The sequence below is a fragment of the Sphingomonas sp. Leaf67 genome (assembly GCF_001421965.1).
In the GTDB taxonomy this organism is placed as follows: domain Bacteria; phylum Pseudomonadota; class Alphaproteobacteria; order Sphingomonadales; family Sphingomonadaceae; genus Sphingomonas.
This window is the reverse complement of record NZ_LMLP01000022.1, coordinates 213,267-231,677: the sequence shown is the minus strand read 5'-3', so window position 1 is coordinate 231,677 and position 18,411 is coordinate 213,267. Positions and strand designations below refer to the sequence as shown.

Sequence of the window (18,411 nt, the reverse complement as noted above, 5' to 3'; positions counted from 1 at the left end):
TTTTTGCGTCGTTTCAAGGGAAGGGTCGACCAACAATGCCCGACCTTCGATCAAACCGGGTCTGATCCGGAATTACGATCGATGGCACCAAAACAACCGTATTGTCCGAACAATACACTACTGCTATACTCCACCAACACAGGGAGGTAGCAACATGTACAGCGAGAGCGATCTGAACGGCGCAGTGGAGGCAGGGGTGTTGTCGCCCGCCACCGCCGAAGCCCTCCGCACCCATATCGCGCGGCAACGCGCGACGCCGGTGGTCGACGAAGAGCATTTCCGCCTGCTCACCGGGTTCAACGACATTTTCGTCTCGGTTGCGCTGGCCCTGCTGCTGGTATCGCTCGCATGGATCGGGGGCACCATCCTCAAGCCGCTGGGGGGCCTCGGCGTTGCGGGTGCCGCGTGGTTCCTTGCCGAATATTTCACCGCGCGTCGCCGCATGGCGCTGCCCAGCATCCTGCTGCTGCTCGCGTTTGTCGGTGGGGTCGCCGCCACGCTGGTCGGGGTCATGGTCGAACTCGAGCCCCAGAACCTGACCGACCGCACCACCGCAATGATCGTTGCCGGCATCGGCATCGCCGCCGCCGGCGGGGCATGGTTGCACTGGCGTCGGTTCATGGTGCCGATCACCGTCGCCGCCGGTGCCGCTGCGCTGGTCGCGACCGTCGCCGCGCTGCTGGTCGCTGCCTTCCCGGTGCTGAAGGACAATGTCTACCCGATCACTCTGCTCGGCGGCCTTGGCGTGTTCGTCGCGGCGATGCGCTGGGACATGAGCGACCGCGATCGTCGCACCCGCCGCAGCGACGTCGCCTTCTGGCTGCACCTCGTCGCCGCGCCGTTGATCGCGCATTCATTGTTCCAGTTGCTCGGCGTGTTCGGACCCAGCGTCACGCTGCCGATGGCAGCGGTCGTGATCGCGCTCTACATCCTGTTCGGCATCGTCGCGCTGGCCGTCGACCGCCGCGCGCTGCTGGTCTCCAGCCTCGCCTATGTCCTCTATGCGCTCTACGCCTTGTTCGAAAAGGCCGGCGCGGTGGAACTGTCGGCGGCGTTCACCGCCTTCGTCATCGGATCGGCGCTGCTGACGCTGTCGGTATTCTGGCAACCGATGCGCCGCACGGTAGTTGGGGTGCTCGGCAGTCTGGGCGAACGCCTACCGCCCGTGGCGATGGCCTGAAACATTCCTTAGTGAGCGACCTCTAGCGGCCCCGGGCAACCGGGGCCGCCTTTTTTAGTCTTCTACCAGCTTCATGAGCCGTCGTTCGACCGGGGCCAGCACCAGCCCCAGTTCGTGGCCGCGCTTCACGACCGCACCCGCTTCGCCGACCAGCGCCCACATGCCCTGTTTGTTGCGTAAGGAAGGCCGCTTCTCGATCCGGAATTCGGGCCGTTCGGTCGCACGACGAAAGGCACTGAACACCGCCGCCTCACGTCCGAGATCGATCGCATAATCGCGCCAATGCCCAGCGGCGACCATCCGGCCATAGAGATCGAGGATGCGCGTCAGTTCGGCGCGGTCGAACCCGATCTGTCCCGGCTCGCGCGCGGCGGGAAAGGGTGTGACGACTCCCATCAGGCGCGGTCGCGCTGGTCCTGTTGTTCGGCCAGAACTTCGTCCAGCCGCCGGCGCAGCGTTTCCAGTTCGCAGCGCAACAGCTCGATCCGCTGCGTCTGTGGATCGAACATGTCGCGGCACGGCGTGCCATAGGGCACGAAGCGCGGGTCGCCCGCCTGCCCACCCTCGACGACGGTCGGGCGCGCCGGGATGCCGACAACGGTCGTGCCCTCCGGCACATCCTTCGTCACTACCGCATTGGCGCCGACCCGCGCGCGCCGGCCGATGGTGATCGGCCCCAGCACCTGCGCGCCCGACCCGATGATCGCGCCGTCGCTGATCGTCGGGTGGCGCTTGCCGGCGATCCCGTTGTCGGGACTGGTCCCGCCCAGCGTAACGTTCTGATAGATGGTGACGCCGTCGCCGATCTCGGCCGTCTCGCCGATGACGACGAAACCGTGGTCAATGAAGAAATGTCGCCCGATCGTCGCGCCAGGATGGATGTCGATCGCGGTCATGAAGCGGGCGATATGGTTCACGCAGCGCGCCGCGAAATACCGGCGCGCCTTGAACAACCGGTGCGCGACCTTGTGCAGCGCCACCGCCCATACGCCCGGATACGTCAGGATTTCCGCGCGCGACCGTGGCGCGGGGTCCCGCGCCTTGATCGAATCCAAATAGCGCACCAGCCGCGCGAACATGGGCAATCCCCTTAAACGACGATCGCATGTAAGCACCCGGCCGCCCGCCGCCAAGCCATGCTGTAGGCGTAACAAACCCTATGTATCTTGTAGGCATTGTCGTTTGCCGTCATCACTGTCCGCCGCTTGAGCCGATGTCGAAGGAATTTGGATGTTCGAGAATATCGACTGGACGCGTCTGGCCGAATTCGTTGCCGCCGGATTTGCCGCCCAGATCGTCGATGGGGCGCTCGGCATGGCGTTCGGGGTAATTTCGTCGACCTTGCTAGTCAGCGTGCTCGGTGTGCCGCCCGCCACCGCTTCGGCGAGCGTCCATGTGGTGGAATGCTTCACGACCGGGGTGTCGGGGATCAGTCATGTGCTGCACAAGAACGTGAACTGGAAACTGTTCTGGCGGCTGTTGCTGCCGGGTGTCGCGGGCGGCGTGACCGGCGCGTATCTGTTGTCATCGCTCGACGCGTCGGTGACGCGGCCGTTCGTCATGACCTATCTGGCGGCGATCGGCCTTTATTTGCTGTGGCGCGGCCTGCGCCATCCGCCCAAGCCCAGGGAGCCGAAGGTCATCGCCCCACTGGGCCTGATCGGCGGGTTCCTCGACGCGGCGGGCGGCGGCGGCTGGGGGCCGGTGGTGACGTCCAACCTGCTGGTTCAGGGCGCCACGCCGCGCACGACGATCGGCACGGTCAACACCGTCGAATTCTTCCTGACGGTCAGCATCTCGGCGACGTTCCTGATCCATCTCGGGCTGGAGGCGTTCACCACCGCCGTCGCCGGGCTGCTGATCGGCGGAATCGTCGCCGCGCCGTTCGGGGCGATGTTCGCCAAGCACATCCCGGCGCGCACGCTGCTGATCTTGGTCGGCATCGTGCTGACGATCACCAGCCTTTACAGTGTGTATCGGGCGTTGTCGTAGGTCTGTTCAGGAGGAAGAATTGGTTCACGCGAAGGCGCGAAGACGCGGAGGAGGCTCGCCAGAGGAAGCCGATCGCGTAGCGATCAGCCGTTTAGTGCGCTGCGGCAGAAGTGACAGTCCCGCTATCGCGGGACGATCGTAAGCCGCAATCACTCCGCGTCTTCGCGCCTTCGCGTGAACCCAATCTTCTTCAAGCCACCGCAGCGTGTACGGTAGCGACCGCCGCCAGCACCGCGCCGATCCGCACCGCGCCCTGGATCACCTCGGCCTTCACGCCGTGCTTCTTCAGCACGTCCTCATGCGCGTCGATGCACATGCCGCAGCCGTTCATCGCCGACACGGCGAGGCTGAACAGTTCGAAATCGACCTTGTCGATCCCCGGCGCGGCGATGACGTTCATCCGCAGCTTGGCGGGCAGATTGCCATATTCCTTGTTCTTGGCGAGGTGGACGAAGCGGTAATAGACGTTGTTCATCGCCATCACCGCCGCCGCCGCACGCGCCGCATTCGCCGCTTCGGGCGACAGCTTGTCGGCGACTTCCGCCTCGGCCGCCTCGACCAGCGGCTTGTGGCCGGTGGCGTGCGCGCAGGCGAGCATCGTCCCGAACTTCTTCTGCGGGTCGAGCACCGTCTCGTTCAGCAGCGAACCGACGTTCAGGCGGATATCCTTGGCGAAATCGGGCAGCTGGCCCGCAAATTCCTTCAGCGACATGGGCGTCTCCATACAGCAGATACACGACACCCCAGCCGACCGGGCGCGTCGCCGGGTCTGCGCTGGGGTGCCGAAAAAAGGTGGGAGCGGACCGAACGCCAGCTCCCGAAAGGATCAGGCCGCGACCTGGAGGACGTCGTCGCCCTTGTTCCAGTTGCACGGGCACAGTTCGTCGGTCTGCAGCGCGTCGAGCACGCGCAGCGTTTCCTGCGGGTTGCGACCGACGTTCAGGCCGTTGACTTGCACCGCCTGAATGACGTTGTCGGGATCGATGATGAAGGTCGCACGGAACGCGACATGCTCGTTCTTGTCGAGGATGCCGAGCTTGCTGGCCAACACCGCGCCATTATCGGCGATCCACGGGAAGTCGGCGGCGGCCAGATCGGGGTCCGACTTGCGCCATGCCAGATGGACATGCGCGGTGTCGGTCGACGCGCCGATCAGCACGGCGTCGCGATCGGCAAAATCTTCCTTCAGCTCGCTATAGCCGACGATCTCGGTCGGGCAGACGAAGGTGAAGTCCTTCGGCCAGTAGAACAGCACCTTCCACTTGCCGGGGAATGCGTCGTGGCTCAGCGTTTCGCCGGCAGGCAGCGCTGCGGTGCCCTGCTGGACGGGAACGGTGAATTCGGGAAGCGTGTCGCCAACGGTCAGCATGAATTGCCCTTTCTTTTGGTGCGTCGCCGCACCGTGAATTGCTGCATCGCGATATAGGGTACGGCACGGACCGTTCCAATCGGAATTCCCCTTGGGATTGATCGGCGCAGTCGATAAGTGGGCCGCATGTCGGTGTACTTGCCCACGCTCAAGCAACTTCAGTATCTGGTCGCGCTGCACGACGCCGGCCATTTCGGCCGCGCCGCCGAGGCATCGTTCGTGACCCAGTCGACGTTGTCCGCCGGCATCCGCGAACTCGAAACGCTGATCGGCGTGGTGCTGGTCGAGCGCACTCGCCGGGTCGTTCGGTTTACCCCGCTGGGCGAGAGCATCGTCCTGAAGGCGCGCAAGGTGCTGCGCGAAGCGGAGGAACTGACCGACATGGCGCGCGCCGCCGGCCGCCCGCTGTCGGGGGAAATGCGGATGAGCGTCATCCCGACCATCGCCCCGTTCCTGTTGCCGCGCCTGCTCCCCCGCCTGCGCCGCGACTATCCCGACCTGAAGCTGTTCCTGCGCGAGGAACCGAGCGCGGCGGCGTGCGAGGGGCTGCACCACGGCCGCACCGACTGCGTGCTGCTGGCACTCCCTTATGGTTGTGGCGAGGTCGAGGTCGCGCCGCTGTTCGAGGATCGGCTGCTGCTTGCCGTGCCCGGCAACGACAGCGGCGACACCGCGCCGCTGGTCGCCGACGACATCGATCCCGAACGACTGCTGCTGCTCGAGGACGGGCATTGCCTGAAGGACCATGCCCTGCGCGCCTGCGAACAACCCGAAGTGCGTGGGCAGGCGATGATGATGGGCACGTCGCTGCACACGATCGTCCAGATGATCGACAATGGCCTCGGCACGACCATGTTGCCGCAGATGGCGATCGACGCCGGCATCCTCGAACATACCGGGGTCACCGCTCGACCGATCGAGTCGAAAAACGCCCAGCGTCGCATTGCGCTGGTCTGGCGGCGCGCCTCGCCGCGCGAACGCGATTTCCGCCTGCTGGCCGACGTGCTGACCGCCGAGCGGGGCTGATCCAGCTCCGTCCGGCGGGAACCGTTTTTGCGGTTGAACCGTATTTCCGGGGTTGGTGCGCGACGCACCGCGCATCAATTTACCGCAACCACCGGAGAAAACCGATGTTTCGCGCTACGATTTCCGCCGCCGCCCTCACCCTGTCGCTGGCCGGCGCAGCCCATGCCCAGACCGCCCCGGCACAGCCTGCCCCGACGACGACGACCGGTGCACAGACCGGTACGACCGCGACCGTGACCACCCCCGTCGGCACCGTCCAGACCGGCGTACAGGTCAACACCAACGCCACCGCACCGGTGATGGTAGGCGGCGCACCGATGCTGCCAACCGCGACGATCGTCGCCAACGCATCGAAGGCGAGCAATCTGTCGACGCTGGTCAAGGGAGTGCAGGCCGCCGACCTGACCGCTACGCTGTCGGGTCCGGGTCCGTTCACCGTCTTCGCCCCCACCAACGAAGCATTCGGGCGCCTCGCCCCCGGCACGCTCGATACGCTGCTGAAGCCTGAGCAAAAGGCATCGCTCACCAAGGTGCTGACCTATCACGTCGTGGCGGGCAAGCTCGACGCAGCCGCGCTCAAGTCACAGATCGAGGCCGGCGGCGGCACGGCCACACTGACCACCGTCGAAGGGCAGCCGATCAAGGCGACGCTGGAAAACGGCGCGCTGGTGCTGACCGATGTCGGCGGCGGCAAGAGCTATGTCACGCAATATGACGTGCAGCAGTCGAACGGCATCGTCCATGTCGTGAACGGCGTGCTGGCCCCGAAGCTCGGCTGATCCGGGTTCAGATCGAACGACGAAGCCGGGCGGGAGCGATCCCGCCCGGCTTTTCGTTGGCATGGCCCTACGCCCTAAAAAATTCCGTTCGGTTCTAGCAGTTTCGAGCCTGTCGAGAAGCGTCCGTCGAGAACGCCCCGCTCCAGGCGAACCCTTCACAGGTTACCCTGGCGGAACCCCGTTCTCGATACGCGCTCTCGACTTCGCTCGATCGCTACTCGAACCCAGCGGGTAAGGCCGGCTTCAGATTGAGTTCTCGGCCATTCGTTCTGCGCAGCCGTCGAGCGAAATCGAAATAGCGGATCGAAGGACAGGCTCCGATACTACGCTTCGGGCCCCCACCGCGCCGCTGCAGCATCGTCACTCGACCGCGCCTCGACCCAGCGTGCATCACCACCACGGCGCTCACGCTTCCAGAACGGCGCACCGGTCTTCAACCGGTCGATCAGGAACGCACACGCCTCCAGTGCCGCGCCGCGATGCCGCGCGGTCGTGGCGACGAACACCACCCGGTCGCCGGGTACCATCGGCCCGACGCGGTGAACCACCACCGCCCTTGCCAGATCCCAGCGCGCCACGGCCTGTTCGCACAGCGCCTCCAGCGCGCGCTCGGTGGCCCCCGGATAATGTTCGAGCGCCAGTTCGGTCACACCGTCATCGCCGCGCACTAGCCCGGTGAAGGTCGCCACCGCCCCGGCATCTTCCGCCTCGGCAGCGACGAATTCCGCCGCCAGATCGATCGGCGCGTCCTGTACGACGACGCGGATCATCCGCCGGTTACCGGGGGAAAGATCGCCACTTCGCGCGCGCCCGCGATCGGGGTGTCGAGCGGCACGAACGCCTGATCGACCGCCGCGCGCAGCCGGTCGCGATTCTCGAACGCGACCGCATAGCCGCCGCCGCGCGCCGCCAGCCAGTCGATCAGTCCGGCGACGGTGGTCACGTCGGCGGGCGGGTCGACCCGTTCGCCGCCCTGCCCGATCGCCTCGCGCACCCATGCGAAATAGAGGATGTCGATCGGCATCAGCTGTCCATGTGCTTCAGACCGACGCGCAGATAGTCCCAGCCGGTGATGGCGGTCAGCACCGCCGCGCCCCACAGACATACCAGCCCGGTGACATGGACGAACGCATAGGCAGGCACCGCCCCGGCGAGGATCAGCGCGCCGAACGCGACCAGTTGCAACGTCGTCTTCCACTTGGCCAGCTTCGACACCGGCAACGATACCTGAATGCCGGCAAGGAACTCGCGCAGGCCTGACACCGCGATCTCGCGCAGCAGGATGACGAGCGCGGCGATCAGGTGGATGCCGGTGATGATCGCCACGTCATGCCGCGTGCCGACCAGCATCAGGATGACCGCCGCGACCATGATCTTGTCGGCGATGGGGTCGAGGAACACACCCAGCTTCGACACGGTGCCCTGCGCCCGCGCAAGGTAACCGTCGAAATAATCGGTAATTCCCATCAGCGAATAAAGGGCGAAGGCGATGGCATATCCCGCCTCCCACACCGGCCACCACAGGAACGCGACCAGCAGCGGCACCGCCAGGATACGCGACAGCGTCAGGATATTGGGAAGCGTCAACACGACGGGTCGTCTAGCATCCCGGCACCCTCGCGCGAAAGCGGCAATCGGCGATTGAAGCGGGCGGCTCGGCTCGGCTACACCGCCGCCACACCCTGCGGGGACACTGACTAGGTCGTTTTTCGAATGATGAATGCGCTGGGGTTGCTGAAGCAGCGCCGTTTCCTGCCGCTGTTCGTCACCCAGTTCCTGGGGGCGTTCAACGACAACCTGTTCAAACATGCGATGGTGTTGTTCGCGACCTACCAACTGTTCCGCGACCCGGCGAGCGAACAGAATTTCAACGCGCTGGCCACCGGCCTCGCCATCCTGCCGTTCGTTCTGCTCTCCGCCCTGTCGGGCCAGCTCGCCGATACGCATGACAAGGCGCGGATCATCCGCATCGTCAAGACGGCCGAAATCGGCATCATGCTGTATGGCGCGGCGGGAATGCTGATCGCGCGGACCGGCTATGTGACGACCGGCGTGGTGATGATGCTCAGCGCGGTCGTGATGCTCGGCGTCCATTCGACGTTCTTCGGGCCGATCAAATACGCGATCCTGCCCCAGCATCTCGACGACGATCAGGTGCTGGGCGGCACCGGCCTGATCGAGGCGGCGACCTATCTGTCGGTGCTGACCGGGACGATCGTCGCCGGCTGGATCAGCGTCGAATGGGCCGCCGGGCTGGTGGTGGTCGTGTCGCTGATCGGCTGGTTCACCGCGCGCTTCGTGCCGCCGGCCCCGCGCAGCGGCCCCGAACTCACGATCAATTTCAATCCGCTGACCTCGTCGTGGCATCTGATCGCCGCGACGATGCATATCCGTCGCCTGTTCCTCGCCATCCTGTCGATCAGCTTTTTCTGGACGATCGGGTCGGTGCTGATCGTGATCTTCCCGGTGCTGGTGAAGAACGTCCTGACCGCCGACCAGCAGGTCGCGTCGCTGACCATCGCCATTTTCTCAGTCGGGGTCGCGATCGGATCGGTCATCATCAACGCGCTGCTGAAGGGCCGCATTTCCGCGCGCTATTCGCCCGCATCGGTGGTCGCGATGGCGGTGTTCGTGCTGGCCTTCGCTTTCGAGGCGCGCAACTGGGTGCCGGCGCCGGGCGACACCCTCTACGGTGTCGTCGACTTCGTGACCCATCCGCAGTCGCTGTTGCTGCTCGGCACGCTGGCGCTCATCGCGATCTTCGGCGGGATGTTCGTGGTACCGCTCTATGCGTTCCTGACCACCACCGTGACCAAGGATCAGACCGCGCGGACGGTGGCGGCGAACAATGTCGTCAACTGCGCGTCGATGACCGTCGGCGCGATCAGCGTGATCCTGCTGACCAAGGCCGGGCTGGGTCCGACCGACATGCTGCTGATCGTCGCTGGCATGTGTCTGATCTCGGCATGGCTCGCCGCACGGCTGAACAAGGCGTGCAAAGACGGCTGTCCGGCCTGAACGCGACGAAGGCCGGCGCCGTGTCCTACAGCAGGAACGTATAGAAGCAGATGAAGAACGCGGTGAAGCTGACCGCGAACAGCTTCAGGTCGCTGTCCTCGTTCGACAGCGGCACGCTCGCCAGCTTGGGCAGGCTGGCACGGAACGGGTGGCGGCGCGGAGTGATCGGCTGCGGTTTCATCATGACCGCCTTAACGAATTAATCACGATTTCGCCCAACGCCGATCGTGCCCCGCCCGTCCGGAAGCGGGACGCACGACACGGGCTACTCCGCCACCGCCACCGTCCGGTCGAGATGCACGAATCGCGACACCGCGCCTTCCGACACGATGTCGCGGCGCGGTGCGGTGCGGTGCGGTGCGGTGCGGTGCGGTGCGGTGCGGTGCGATGCTGCGCTGACGCTGATCGAGCAATGCGTCGATCAGCACGCGGTCGGCGGCGCGTAACCCGGAAAATGCGAACAGTCGCGAACGATATGGCAGCGCTTGGACCCCAATCATAGGGGATTTGCGCTAGCGGCTGTTGCTGTTCCGTTCGCTATACTGGTTTAATCGCGCGGGCTTCTCGACCGTTTTGCCACCTATGTGCAGCTGCGTTGGCGGTACACCGCATATCGTGTTCGGATCACCGGGCGCAGGCAACAAAAAACCCCGCGTCGCCGCGGGGTCTTTTGGAAATGGTGGAGCCGAGGGGGATCGAACCCCTGACCTCTGCAATGCCATTGCAGCGCTCTCCCAGCTGAGCTACGGCCCCGTCCATTTTTCCAAAGCCGCTGCTGGTCGGCGGCTTCGTCCCCTTGCGGGGAGGAGCGCCCTCTATGCGGAGGGCGCGGGTTTGGCAAGCGGCTTTTATCGCCCGCCTGCCAAAAACATCAACGCTCGGCGTCGCTGTCCTCGTCGGTCGTGTCGACGCCCAGGTCGTCGTCACCACCCAGATCGACATCGTCGTCGGCCGACGGCTCGTCGTCGCCCTCGATGTCCAGATCGTCGCCCAGATCGGCGTCCTTCGCGCCTTCCTTCTCGACCTTCACCTGTTCGAACGGCAGCGGCTGCTTCGATTTCAGGATCGGTTCGGGATTCCAGTGCACGCCGCAATTGATGCACGTGACCGGCTCGTCATTGCCGAGATCGTAGAAGCGCGTCGCGCATTTCGGACAGGTACGCTTCGTACCCCATTCCGGCTTCACCATGTGTAGCCAAACCTTTCGGTGTCGTGGAAAAACGGGGCAGACCCCCGGGATGGGGCGCGCCTTGCCATAGCGGGCACGCGCTGTCAAAGCCGCCGGTCATGCACCACGCCGCCCCCACGCCCCTGTCCGTCGCCGCCAGCGGTCCGCTGACCGGCACCGCCCCGGTTCCCGGCGACAAGTCGATCAGCCACCGTTCGCTGATGCTGTCCGCGCTCGCGGTCGGCACCAGCCGCGTAACCGGCCTGCTGGAGGGGGAGGACGTCCTGTCCACCGCCGCCGCGATGCGCGCGATGGGCGCGACGATCATGCGGGGCGACGACGGGATCTGGACGATCGACGGTGTCGGGGTGGGCGGGCTGCTGCAACCCGCCACCGCGCTCGACATGGGCAATTCGGGCACCTCGACCCGGCTGCTGATGGGGCTGGTGTCGAGCCATGCGATCACCGCGACCTTCACCGGCGACGCCTCGCTCAGCAAGCGGCCGATGGGCCGCGTCATCGAACCGCTAAGCCAAATGGGCGCGGAGATCACCGCCAGCCCCGGCGGTCGCCTGCCACTCATGCTGCGCGGGATCGTGCCCGCAGTGCCGATCGACTATACGTTGCCGGTCGCCTCGGCACAGGTGAAGTCGGCGATCCTGCTCGCCGGCCTCAACACGCCGGGCATCACCCGCATCGTCGAACCCGTGCCCACCCGCGACCATAGCGAACGGATGCTGACCGGCTTCGGCGCGAAGCTGACCGTCGAGGCAACCCCCGCCGGCCGCGTCATCGAATTGCACGGCGAGGCGGAACTGAAGCCGCAGACGATCACCGTTCCCGGCGATCCGTCCTCCGCCGCCTTCCCGGTCGTCGCCGCGCTGCTGGTGCCGGGCAGCCATGTCACGATCACCAATGTCGGCCTCAACCCGACCCGCGCCGCGCTGTTCGACGTGCTGCGCGCGATGGGCGGCGACATCACCTTCGAAAACCCCCGCGATGTCGGCGGCGAGCCGGTCGCCGATCTGGTCGTCCGTGCCTCGACGCTGACCGGAATCGAGGTCGATCCGGCGGTCGCCCCGTCGATGATCGACGAATTCCCGATCCTGTTCGTCGCCGCCGCGCTGGCCAGGGGCCGCACGACGGCACGCGGTCTCGAAGAACTGCGCGTCAAGGAAAGCGACCGCATCACCACCATGGCCGAAGGGCTGCGCGCGATCGGCGCGCGGGTTGAGGAGACCGAAGACGGCCTGATCATCGACGGCACCGGCGGCGATCCGCTGCCCGGCGGCGGCACCATCGCCGCGAAGCTCGATCACCGCATCGCGATGAGTTTCGTCGTGGCCGGCCTGGTCAGCACGGCCCCGGTTACGATCGACGACATGGCCCCGGTCGCCACCAGCTTCCCCACCTTCACCACGCTGCTGCGTGGCCTCGGCGCGTCGCTGTGATCGTCGCCGTCGACGGCCCGGCGGCATCGGGCAAGGGCACCATCGCGCGGGCGCTGGCGAAGCATTTCGGCCTGCCGCATCTCGACACCGGGCTGCTGTACCGCGCGGTCGCGACGCTGGTGCTGCGCGAGGGGCAGGACCCGACGCGCGAAGCCGATTGCGTCGCCGCCTGCGACTTTCCCGACACGTTGCTTGCCGATCCGTGGCTGCGCACCGACGAGGCGGGCCAGACCGCCTCGATCGTCTCCGCCCACCCGCTGGTCCGCTCCTCGCTGCTCCGCCGCCAGCGTAAATTCGCGCAACAACCCGGCGGCGCGGTGCTCGACGGCCGCGATATCGGCACGGTCATCGCCCCCGATGCCGATGCCAAGCTGTTCGTGAAAGCCACCCCCGCGATCCGCGCCCGCCGCCGTCACGCCGAACTCGCCAAGGCCGGATCGACCGTCACCTACGACCGCGTCCTCGCCGATATCCGCGCCCGCGACGAACGCGATTCGTCGCGCTCCACTGCACCGCTGGTAATGGCCGCCGATGCCGCCCCGCTCGACACCAGCTTCCTGTCGATCGAGGCATCGGTGCAACGCGCGATCGCGATCGTCGAGGGCCAGCGCAAGGGGTAAGGTACAGCGACTTACCCGTCCGACCCTCGGTCACTCCCGCCATGCTATCCTCTTATCCTACCACCGCTTTCCTCATTCCCACGAAGGCGGGAATCCATTGCCGCCGACGGCTTGGCAGGCAGGGGACGACAGAGTGTATGGATTCCCCGAGTTCACGAAAGAAGTGCACCACCGACAAGGCGGCGGCGCGATGGGACGCCGGCCGAGGCATTCCTGCAATCTCACATGGTGCACTTCGAACGGGCGTCCCCATCCCCGCCTTTGCAGGAAGAAAGAGGGAGGCGGGGAGAACTCGCCGGACGTGCAGCCCGCGAATCCATACCACGGGTCCCGCTACGGCCGAACCTGACATCCGTCGTCAAGGATGGTGGTCGTCGTCCACCAGTTGCGCGGAAATCCGTGCCGCCGCGGCCTGCACCGCTGCCGCCGCCGCATCGATCGCGTCGGGTTCGCCGAGCTTCGCCAGATAGGGCATGGTCAACGCCGCCGCCGCCGCGCCGCCGCGCAGGATCGGGGCCGACAGGTCGGTCACACCACTGACGAAGCGGCTGGGGGTGCGTTCGACCGCCCGCTGGCGGACTTCGTCGGCATGGGCGCGGAACGCCGCCAGCGCCTCGGCATCGGGTTGCGGGTCGAGCAGCTTTTCCCAGCGGGCGCGAACGTCGTCGGGCTGGAACGCATACAGCACCACCCCCGACGCCGCCTGCAACAGCGGCCGGCGATAGCCGACGCGGACCGAGAAACCGAGCTGTTCGGCCGACTCCATCCGCGCGACCACCGCCATGTCGCCCATGGTATGGACCGCGACGTGGCACGACTGGCCAGTGTCCTGCGCCAGCCGCCGCATTTCGGGCAACGCGACCTCGATCAGGTACCGGGTGCGCGGCTGGTTCATGCCGAGCGAGAATAGCCGGTCGCTCAGGCTGTAGCCCTCGCCCCCCGTCTCGGTCGTCAGATAGCCGCGATATTCGAGCACCTGTACCATCCGGAACAATTCGCCATGCGACCGCCCCAGCCGCTGCACGATCTGCGTCAGCGTCAGCGGCGTCGCACAACCGGCAAGCAGTTCGAGGATGTCGAGGCCCTTTTCGAGCGCGGGCGCACGATAGCGGCGATCGTCCCCGGCGTCGGCATCGGGTTCGGCGGCGGGGTCGGGGACAACGGTGGTCATGGGCGCAACCCTCGCCAAAAAATGCTGCCCGTGCAACCCGATGCGCCGTACCATCGTCGCTGCATCGCACAAAATGCTTGATACGTTGTATCATCTTACGGTAGCGACAGGCATCATCGTACTTCGGAGTCGTATCAAATGGTCCGTGCCGCCCTGTGGCTGTCGAGCGCCGCCCTGTTCCTTCCCGCCGCCGCCTTCGCCCAGACTGCTGCCGCACCGGCGACCGGCGACGATTATCACCGCGACGCGCCGCCCGAGATCATCGTCACCGCCCCCTATGCCCGCACCCAGGCCGACATCCTGTCGGGCACCAGTGTCCTGAGCGGCGAGGAACTGACCCGCGAACTGCGCCCGACCATCGGCGAGACGCTGGCGCGCCAGCCCGGCGTGTCGGCGACCAGCTTCGGCCCCAACGCCTCGCGGCCGGTGCTGCGCGGGCTTCAGGGGGAGCGGGTGCGCGTGCTGACCGACGGGATCGGCAGCTTCGACGTATCGAACACCTCGGTCGACCATGCCGTCGCGATCAACCCGCTGACCGCCGACCGGATCGAAGTGCTGCGCGGCCCCTCCGCGCTGCTGTTCGGGTCGTCGGCGATCGGCGGCGTGGTCAACGTCATTGACAGCCGCATTCCGCGCCGCGTGCCGACCGAACCGATCCATGTCGACGCGCTCGCCACCTATGGCTCGGCCGCGAACGAACGGAGCGGATCGGCGGCGGTCGACGTGCCGGTCACCGACAAGGTCGTGGTCCACCTCGACGGCACCTTCGGGCAGACCGACGATCTGGACACCGGCGGCTATATCATGTCGCGTCCCTTGCGCACGCAGGCTGCGGCGAGCGCCGATCCCGACGTCCGCGACCTTGCCGATCTGCGCGGCAAGCTGCCCAATTCGCAGTCGAAGATGTGGGAAGTCGCCGGCGGTGCGGCGATCGTCACTGACACCGGCAATCTCGGCTTCTCGGTCAGCCATCTGGACAACCGGTACGGCGTGCCGATCCGTTACTCGCTGAACGGCGGCGAGGCGGAGGAGGTGACGCTGCATGTCCAGCAGACCCGCGCCGACATGCGCGCCGAGGTCGATACCGGCGACGGCCCGGTCGAAAAGATTCGCCTGCGCGCGGGCTTCGCCGATTACCGCCATGACGAGATCGAGGATACCGGCGAGATCGGCACCAGCTTCTTCAATCAGGGGATCGAGGCACGGGTAGAACTGGTGCAGGCGGCGCGCGGCGGATGGCGCGGCGCGGTGGGCGGACAGATGTTCATCCGCGACCTGAACATCGTCGGCGACGAGAAATTCCTGCCCAAGAGCGAGACGCAGCAATTCGGCCTGTTCACGCTTCAGTCGTTCGATCTGGGCGCGTTCCGTGCCGAAGTGGGCGGGCGGTATGAATATACCACCGCGCGCGCCGCTGCCGACGCGCTGCTCGGCAACGACAATATCCGTCGCAGCTTCGACAGCTTTTCCGGATCGCTGGGCGGCAGCGTCGCGCTGGCCGACCATGTCCGCATCGGCATCAACGCCAGCCACACCGAACGCGCGCCGTCGGCCGAGGAACTGTTCGCCAACGGGCCGCATGCCGGCACGCAGGCGTTCGAGGTCGGCAACCCCGGCTTCGCCAAGGAAATCAGCGACGGGCTGGAAGCGACGCTGAAGGGGTCGGGCGACGGCTACAGCTTCGGCCTGTCGGCCTATCACAACTGGTTCCGCAACTTCATCTACGAGAACCCGACCGGTGCCGAGCAGGACGACCTGCCGGTGTTTCAGTACCAACAGGCCGATGCCCGGCTCTGGGGGTTCGAGGCGGAAACGTCGGCACGGCTGGCGAAGATCGGCGAGACGGCGATCAACCTCGACGGTCTGGCCGACTATACCCGCGCCACGATCGTCGATCGCGGCCCCGCCCCGCGCATACCGCCGCTGCGCGTGCTGGGCGGGATCGAGGCGCAGGGCCGGCTGGTGCAGGTGCGCGGCGAGGTCGAGCATGTGACCCGCCAGGACCGCGTCGCCGATCTGGAAACGACGACCCCGGCCTATACGATGGTCAACGCCTCGGTCTCGCTGCGCCCCTTCGGCCGCGACAGCAAGACGACGCTGATGGTGTCGGCGAACAACCTGTTCGACGTCGAGGCGCGCCGCCATGCGAGCTTCCTGAAGGACTATGCCCCGCTCGCCGGGCGCGATATCCGCGTGACGGCGCGGCTGGCGCTGTAGCCGCGGTTGCCGGCGTTCCCGGGCGGATACGCCGCCGAACGAGGCGCACCGTTAGCGTATATGGATTCCCGCCTTCGCGGGAATGACGAAGGGGGTTATCGTCCCCCTCCTTCGCCATCCCGGCGCAGGCCGGGATCCACCGGGCCACAGGAACCGAAGCCATCGGCGCTTGCGGACCGTGGATCCCGGCCTGCGCCGGGATGACGGAAGGAACCGACCACCCTATCTAACCGCCATGTCCCGTGCCCGCGTTCTCCTGCTTAATGCCGCACTCGGGCCGCTCGACTACCGGGTGCCGCATGGCATGACCGTCGAGCCGGGCTCGATCGTCACCGCCCCGCTCGGCCCCCGCCAGTTGCTGGGCGTGGTGTGGGATGCCGAGCGGCTGGCGACCGAGGAGGTTGGCGACAACCGGCTGCGGCCGTTGCTGGGCGTGGCCGACGTGCCGCCGATCGCGGCGCCCTTGCGCCGGCTGGTCGAATGGACGGCGGGCTATTATCTCGCCGCCCCCGCATCGGTGCTGCGCATGTGCCTTGCGTCCAATTCGGCGCTGGAGGGGGCGAAGCTCGCCATCGAATATCGCGCGACCGGCGAAGTCCCCGACCGGCTGACCCCGCAGCGGGCACAGGCGCTGGAGCGGATCGGCGAGCGGCGCGGGCTGGTCCGCGAACTGGCGACACTCGCCGACGTGTCCGACGCGGTCATCCGCGGCCTCGTCAAGCTCGGCGCGATCGAGGCGGTGTCGGTCGATATCGACCAGCCCTATGCCATCCCCGATCCCGACCATCATCGCCCCGAACTGTCGGCCGACCAGCATGCGGCGGCGGACCGGCTGACCGCGGCGGTGGCGGCCGACGCCTTCCACCCCTTCCTGCTCGACGGCGTCACCGGGTCGGGCAAGACCGAAGTGTATTTCGAGGCAGTGGCGGCGGCGATCGCGGCGGGGCGGCAGGTGCTGGTGCTGCTCCCCGAAATCGCGCTGACCGAACCGTTCCTGAAGCGCTTCACCGCGCGCTTCGGCTGCGAGCCGGTGCCATGGCACAGCGACCTGCGATCGACGCAGCGCCGCCGGGCGTGGCGCGCCATCGCCAGCGGACAGGCGAAGGTCGTGGTCGGCGCGCGATCGGCGTTGTTCCTGCCCTATGCCGATCTCGGGCTGATCGTCGTCGACGAAGCGCACGAAACCAGCTTCAAGCAGGAAGAGGGCGTGCATTACCACGCCCGCGACGTCGCGGTGATGCGCGGGCTGTTCGAGAAATGCCCGGTGATCCTCGCCAGCGCGACCCCCGCGATCGAGACGCGGCAACAGGTCGCGCAGGGCCGCTATACCGAGGTGAAGCTGCCCGGCCGCTACGGCAAGGCGCAGTTGCCGACGATCGAGGCGATCGACCTGATCGAACAACCGCCCGAACGCGGCCGCTGGATCGCGGCGCCGTTGGTCAAGGCGATCGACGAGACGCTGTCGCGCGGCGAACAGGCGCTGCTGTTCCTCAACCGGCGCGGCTATGCGCCGCTGACGCTGTGCCGGTCGTGCGGGCATCGCTTCCAATGCCCCAATTGCACCGCATGGATGGTCGAACACCGCCTGATCCACCGGCTGTCGTGCCATCATTGCGGCCATGTCATCCCGACCCCGCGCGCCTGCCCCGAATGCCATGCCGAGGACGCGCTGGTCGCCTGCGGTCCGGGCGTCGAGCGGATCGCCGACGAAGCCGCCGCTTTGTGGCCGACCGCCAAGATCGCGATCGTCACCTCCGACACCATCTGGTCCCCGGCCAAGGCGGCGGAGTTCGTCGGGCGGATGGAGGCGGGCGACATCGATATCGTCGTCGGCACGCAACTGGTGACCAAGGGCTATCATTTTCCCAACCTCACCTGTGTCGGGGTGATCGATGCCGATCTGGGGTTGCAGGGCGGCGACCTGCGCGCGTCGGAGCGGACCTTCCAGCAGATCGCGCAGGTGGCCGGACGTGCCGGGCGCGGGACCAAGCCCGGCCATGTCTATATCCAGACGACGCAGCCGAACGCGCCCGTGATGCAGGCGCTGATCTCGGGCGATGCCGACAGCTTCTACGCCGCCGAGACCGAAGCACGCGAGGACGCCGGCGTGCCGCCTTTCGGCCGCTATGCCGCGATCATCGTGTCGTCGGAGGACAAGGGCGCGGCGGAGACGACCGCGCGCGCGATCGGCCGCGCCGCACCGCACGTCGATGGCTGCCACGTCTATGGCCCCGCCCCCGCCCCGCTGGCGATGCTGCGCGGGCGGCACCGCTTCCGGCTGCTGGTCCACGCCACCCGCGCGCTCGACATACAGGACGTGATCCGCGACTGGCTCGACGGGGTCGACTGGAGCGCGAAGGTCCGCGTCGCGGTCGACGTCGATCCCTATAGTTTCGTGTAGCCGGTCCCTGGCCACCCCT

At 66.8% G+C, this 18,411-nt stretch carries 19 protein-coding genes and 1 tRNA gene; 9 read left to right on the top strand and 11 right to left on the bottom strand.

Translation table 11 applies throughout. The features are described 5' to 3' along the window. The first annotated feature begins 154 nt into the window (after positions 1-154). The gene (locus ASE90_RS15805) at positions 155-1,180 is read left to right on the top strand and encodes a hypothetical protein (protein ID WP_056002923.1); all 1,026 of its coding nucleotides are present in this window, start codon (positions 155-157) and stop codon (positions 1,178-1,180) included. Positions 1,181-1,234: 54 nt separating this feature from the next. Here ASE90_RS15805 and ASE90_RS15800 read toward each other — a convergent pair whose 3' ends face one another. Beyond that, the gene (locus tag ASE90_RS15800) at positions 1,235-1,576 is read right to left on the bottom strand and encodes a DUF2794 domain-containing protein (protein ID WP_056002921.1); all 342 of its coding nucleotides are present in this window, start codon (positions 1,574-1,576) and stop codon (positions 1,235-1,237) included. Then, on the bottom strand, positions 1,576-2,259 hold the full coding sequence (gene epsC / locus ASE90_RS15795; RefSeq protein ID WP_056002918.1) for a serine O-acetyltransferase EpsC: 684 nt from the start codon (positions 2,257-2,259) through the stop codon (positions 1,576-1,578). The genes ASE90_RS15800 and epsC overlap by 1 nt, the downstream gene beginning before the upstream one ends. 151 nt (positions 2,260-2,410) lie before the next feature. Here epsC and ASE90_RS15790 point away from each other — a divergent pair, with 151 nt between their 5' ends. Next, a complete protein-coding gene (locus tag ASE90_RS15790; RefSeq protein ID WP_056002915.1) occupies positions 2,411-3,172 on the top strand; it encodes a sulfite exporter TauE/SafE family protein in 762 nt (253 codons plus the stop codon). A 190-nt stretch (positions 3,173-3,362) separates the two neighbouring features. On the opposite strand, the gene ASE90_RS15785 is transcribed toward ASE90_RS15790, so the two are convergent. Both ASE90_RS15785 and ASE90_RS15780 read right to left on the bottom strand, forming a co-directional pair. Continuing rightward, complete coding sequence (locus ASE90_RS15785; RefSeq protein WP_055822545.1) at positions 3,363-3,884, bottom strand: carboxymuconolactone decarboxylase family protein; 522 nt, start codon at positions 3,882-3,884, stop codon at positions 3,363-3,365. Positions 3,885-3,998: 114 nt separating this feature from the next. Continuing rightward, positions 3,999-4,541 (bottom strand): peroxiredoxin, encoded by a 543-nt coding sequence (locus ASE90_RS15780; RefSeq protein ID WP_056002912.1) that lies wholly within the window; start codon positions 4,539-4,541, stop codon positions 3,999-4,001. 126 nt (positions 4,542-4,667) lie between these two features. Between ASE90_RS15780 and ASE90_RS15775 the strand changes: the two genes are divergently transcribed. Together ASE90_RS15775 and ASE90_RS15770 are read left to right on the top strand one after the other, a co-directional pair. Further along, positions 4,668-5,567 carry a hydrogen peroxide-inducible genes activator gene (locus tag ASE90_RS15775; protein WP_056002909.1) on the top strand — a complete coding sequence of 300 codons (900 nt, stop codon included), beginning with the start codon at positions 4,668-4,670 and terminating at the stop codon, positions 5,565-5,567. A gap of 104 nt (positions 5,568-5,671) precedes the next feature. Beyond that, positions 5,672-6,346 (top strand): fasciclin domain-containing protein, encoded by a 675-nt coding sequence (locus tag ASE90_RS15770; RefSeq protein WP_056002906.1) that lies wholly within the window; start codon positions 5,672-5,674, stop codon positions 6,344-6,346. Between the two features lie 323 nt (positions 6,347-6,669). Here the strand turns inward: ASE90_RS15770 and ASE90_RS15765 are convergent, their stop codons facing one another. Genes ASE90_RS15765 through pgsA form a run of 3 tightly spaced genes read right to left on the bottom strand, consistent with a single transcriptional unit; the run spans position 6,670 to position 7,936 of the window. Continuing rightward, on the bottom strand, positions 6,670-7,116 hold the full coding sequence (locus ASE90_RS15765) for a molybdenum cofactor biosynthesis protein MoaE (RefSeq protein WP_056002903.1): 447 nt from the start codon (positions 7,114-7,116) through the stop codon (positions 6,670-6,672). Beyond that, complete coding sequence (moaD, locus tag ASE90_RS15760; RefSeq protein WP_056002900.1) at positions 7,113-7,370, bottom strand: molybdopterin converting factor subunit 1; 258 nt, start codon at positions 7,368-7,370, stop codon at positions 7,113-7,115. The genes ASE90_RS15765 and moaD overlap by 4 nt, the downstream gene beginning before the upstream one ends. Further along, positions 7,370-7,936 (bottom strand): CDP-diacylglycerol--glycerol-3-phosphate 3-phosphatidyltransferase, encoded by a 567-nt coding sequence (pgsA, locus tag ASE90_RS15755; protein ID WP_056002897.1) that lies wholly within the window; start codon positions 7,934-7,936, stop codon positions 7,370-7,372. Before pgsA ends, moaD begins: the two co-directional genes overlap by 1 nt. A gap of 123 nt (positions 7,937-8,059) precedes the next feature. Between pgsA and ASE90_RS15750 the strand changes: the two genes are divergently transcribed. Continuing rightward, the gene (locus ASE90_RS15750) at positions 8,060-9,364 is read left to right on the top strand and encodes an MFS transporter (protein ID WP_056002895.1); all 1,305 of its coding nucleotides are present in this window, start codon (positions 8,060-8,062) and stop codon (positions 9,362-9,364) included. A gap of 25 nt (positions 9,365-9,389) precedes the next feature. On the opposite strand, the gene ASE90_RS20230 is transcribed toward ASE90_RS15750, so the two are convergent. From ASE90_RS20230 to ASE90_RS15740, 3 genes are all read right to left on the bottom strand, one after another. After that, on the bottom strand, positions 9,390-9,545 hold the full coding sequence (locus ASE90_RS20230) for a hypothetical protein (protein ID WP_162233628.1): 156 nt from the start codon (positions 9,543-9,545) through the stop codon (positions 9,390-9,392). A gap of 496 nt (positions 9,546-10,041) precedes the next feature. Beyond that, positions 10,042-10,117: transfer RNA gene (locus tag ASE90_RS15745), tRNA-Ala, on the bottom strand. Positions 10,118-10,235: 118 nt separating this feature from the next. Continuing rightward, positions 10,236-10,553: an FYDLN acid domain-containing protein gene (locus ASE90_RS15740; RefSeq protein ID WP_056002892.1), complete on the bottom strand. Its 318-nt coding sequence runs from the start codon at positions 10,551-10,553 to the stop codon at positions 10,236-10,238. Positions 10,554-10,651: 98 nt separating this feature from the next. On the opposite strand from ASE90_RS15740, the gene aroA reads away from it, so the two are divergent. Together aroA and ASE90_RS15730 are read left to right on the top strand one after the other, a co-directional pair. Then, on the top strand, positions 10,652-11,983 hold the full coding sequence (aroA, locus tag ASE90_RS15735) for a 3-phosphoshikimate 1-carboxyvinyltransferase (protein ID WP_056002888.1): 1,332 nt from the start codon (positions 10,652-10,654) through the stop codon (positions 11,981-11,983). Continuing rightward, positions 11,980-12,603 (top strand): (d)CMP kinase, encoded by a 624-nt coding sequence (locus ASE90_RS15730; protein WP_056002885.1) that lies wholly within the window; start codon positions 11,980-11,982, stop codon positions 12,601-12,603. The genes aroA and ASE90_RS15730 overlap by 4 nt, the downstream gene beginning before the upstream one ends. Positions 12,604-12,961: 358 nt before the next feature. Here ASE90_RS15730 and ASE90_RS15725 read toward each other — a convergent pair whose 3' ends face one another. Next, positions 12,962-13,774, bottom strand: a complete 813-nt coding sequence (locus ASE90_RS15725) for an IclR family transcriptional regulator (protein WP_056002882.1) — start codon at positions 13,772-13,774, stop codon at positions 12,962-12,964. A 138-nt stretch (positions 13,775-13,912) separates the two neighbouring features. Here ASE90_RS15725 and ASE90_RS15720 point away from each other — a divergent pair, with 138 nt between their 5' ends. Then, on the top strand, positions 13,913-15,991 hold the full coding sequence (locus ASE90_RS15720) for a TonB-dependent receptor (protein ID WP_056002878.1): 2,079 nt from the start codon (positions 13,913-13,915) through the stop codon (positions 15,989-15,991). Positions 15,992-16,226: 235 nt separating this feature from the next. Beyond that, a complete protein-coding gene (locus ASE90_RS15715; protein ID WP_056002875.1) occupies positions 16,227-18,392 on the top strand; it encodes a primosomal protein N' in 2,166 nt (721 codons plus the stop codon). Positions 18,393-18,411: the final 19 nt, after the last annotated feature.

What these genes read in the sequence shown, in the direction of transcription:
- ASE90_RS15805 (WP_056002923.1), top strand. Translation starts at nt 155, where the DNA reads ATGTACAGCGAGAGCGATCTGAACGGCGCAGTGGAGGCAGGGGTGTTG.
- ASE90_RS15765 (WP_056002903.1), bottom strand. Translation starts at nt 7,116, where the DNA reads ATGATCCGCGTCGTCGTACAGGACGCGCCGATCGATCTGGCGGCGGAA.
- ASE90_RS15775 (WP_056002909.1), top strand. Translation starts at nt 4,668, where the DNA reads ATGTCGGTGTACTTGCCCACGCTCAAGCAACTTCAGTATCTGGTCGCG.
- moaD (WP_056002900.1), bottom strand. Translation starts at nt 7,370, where the DNA reads ATGCCGATCGACATCCTCTATTTCGCATGGGTGCGCGAGGCGATCGGG.
- epsC (WP_056002918.1), bottom strand. Translation starts at nt 2,259, where the DNA reads ATGTTCGCGCGGCTGGTGCGCTATTTGGATTCGATCAAGGCGCGGGAC.
- ASE90_RS15780 (WP_056002912.1), bottom strand. Translation starts at nt 4,541, where the DNA reads ATGCTGACCGTTGGCGACACGCTTCCCGAATTCACCGTTCCCGTCCAG.
- ASE90_RS15750 (WP_056002895.1), top strand. Translation starts at nt 8,060, where the DNA reads ATGATGAATGCGCTGGGGTTGCTGAAGCAGCGCCGTTTCCTGCCGCTG.
- ASE90_RS15770 (WP_056002906.1), top strand. Translation starts at nt 5,672, where the DNA reads ATGTTTCGCGCTACGATTTCCGCCGCCGCCCTCACCCTGTCGCTGGCC.
- ASE90_RS15740 (WP_056002892.1), bottom strand. Translation starts at nt 10,553, where the DNA reads ATGGTGAAGCCGGAATGGGGTACGAAGCGTACCTGTCCGAAATGCGCG.
- ASE90_RS15790 (WP_056002915.1), top strand. Translation starts at nt 2,411, where the DNA reads ATGTTCGAGAATATCGACTGGACGCGTCTGGCCGAATTCGTTGCCGCC.
- aroA (WP_056002888.1), top strand. Translation starts at nt 10,652, where the DNA reads ATGCACCACGCCGCCCCCACGCCCCTGTCCGTCGCCGCCAGCGGTCCG.
- ASE90_RS15725 (WP_056002882.1), bottom strand. Translation starts at nt 13,774, where the DNA reads ATGACCACCGTTGTCCCCGACCCCGCCGCCGAACCCGATGCCGACGCC.
- ASE90_RS20230 (WP_162233628.1), bottom strand. Translation starts at nt 9,545, where the DNA reads ATGAAACCGCAGCCGATCACTCCGCGCCGCCACCCGTTCCGTGCCAGC.
- ASE90_RS15715 (WP_056002875.1), top strand. Translation starts at nt 16,227, where the DNA reads ATGTCCCGTGCCCGCGTTCTCCTGCTTAATGCCGCACTCGGGCCGCTC.
- ASE90_RS15800 (WP_056002921.1), bottom strand. Translation starts at nt 1,576, where the DNA reads ATGGGAGTCGTCACACCCTTTCCCGCCGCGCGCGAGCCGGGACAGATC.
- ASE90_RS15785 (WP_055822545.1), bottom strand. Translation starts at nt 3,884, where the DNA reads ATGTCGCTGAAGGAATTTGCGGGCCAGCTGCCCGATTTCGCCAAGGAT.
- ASE90_RS15720 (WP_056002878.1), top strand. Translation starts at nt 13,913, where the DNA reads ATGGTCCGTGCCGCCCTGTGGCTGTCGAGCGCCGCCCTGTTCCTTCCC.